Genomic DNA, 700 nt, shown 5'->3' with positions numbered 1-700 from the left:
GACGACAGCAGGAATCGGCCGCAAGGAAGCCCGCTAGTGCTGTTAACCTTCTGTTAACCTAAAACTTCTTGCCGGGCTTTCCGAATCGGAGCTTAATGGCGCTTGTTGAATAATTTCATCGCAAAAAGCGCCAATTCAGGTTTTCGACGAGAATGAATATCGCCATGCGGCTACCGAGCTTCGAGTTCGATGAGAAAATCCTCGAGCAGGGTGCTGAGATATCACGGCGCCTTAACCAGCTTCGGATGGAGAAATTTCCCCCCGATGCGGCCAAGACGCTGCGTTCGTTTTCGATGGCAGAAGTCGCTCACTATCTTGGTGTCTCGCAGAACAATCTGAAGCGCCTTCATCTGGAGGGCAAGGGCCCCCTGCCCGAGCAGATCCCATCGGGACGCCGGTCCTACACTGCCCAGCAGATGCTTGAGCTGCGCCATTTCCTGGACCAGCATGGCAGGACCGAAGTCAAGAAGTATGTCCCGCACCGCAAGTCCGGCGACAAGCTCCAGGTCGTTGCTGTCGTCAACTTCAAGGGGGGCAGTGGCAAGACAACGACTGCCGCCCACCTCGCCCAGCATCTGGCCTTGACCGGCCACCGTGTTCTTGCAATCGATCTCGATCCTCAAGCCTCACTGTCGGCCCTGCATGGCTTCCAGCCGGAACTTGATAACAACCTCTCGCTCTATGAGGCGATTCGTTACGA

At 56.0% G+C, this 700-nt stretch carries 1 protein-coding gene; it reads left to right on the top strand.

What is annotated here, in order from left to right; genetic code table 11:
• Nucleotides 1–152: 152 nt before the first annotated feature.
• Nucleotides 153–700, top strand: a 548-nt coding sequence (locus tag EN925_RS38400; RefSeq protein WP_164894805.1) for an AAA family ATPase, incomplete at its 3' end; no start/stop codon positions are given.

It is taken from the genome of Mesorhizobium sp. M7A.F.Ca.US.006.04.2.1 (assembly GCF_004022915.1).
GTDB classification, from domain to species: Bacteria; Pseudomonadota; Alphaproteobacteria; order Rhizobiales; family Rhizobiaceae; genus Mesorhizobium; species Mesorhizobium ciceri.
This window is presented reverse-complemented; position numbering and strand designations above follow the sequence as displayed.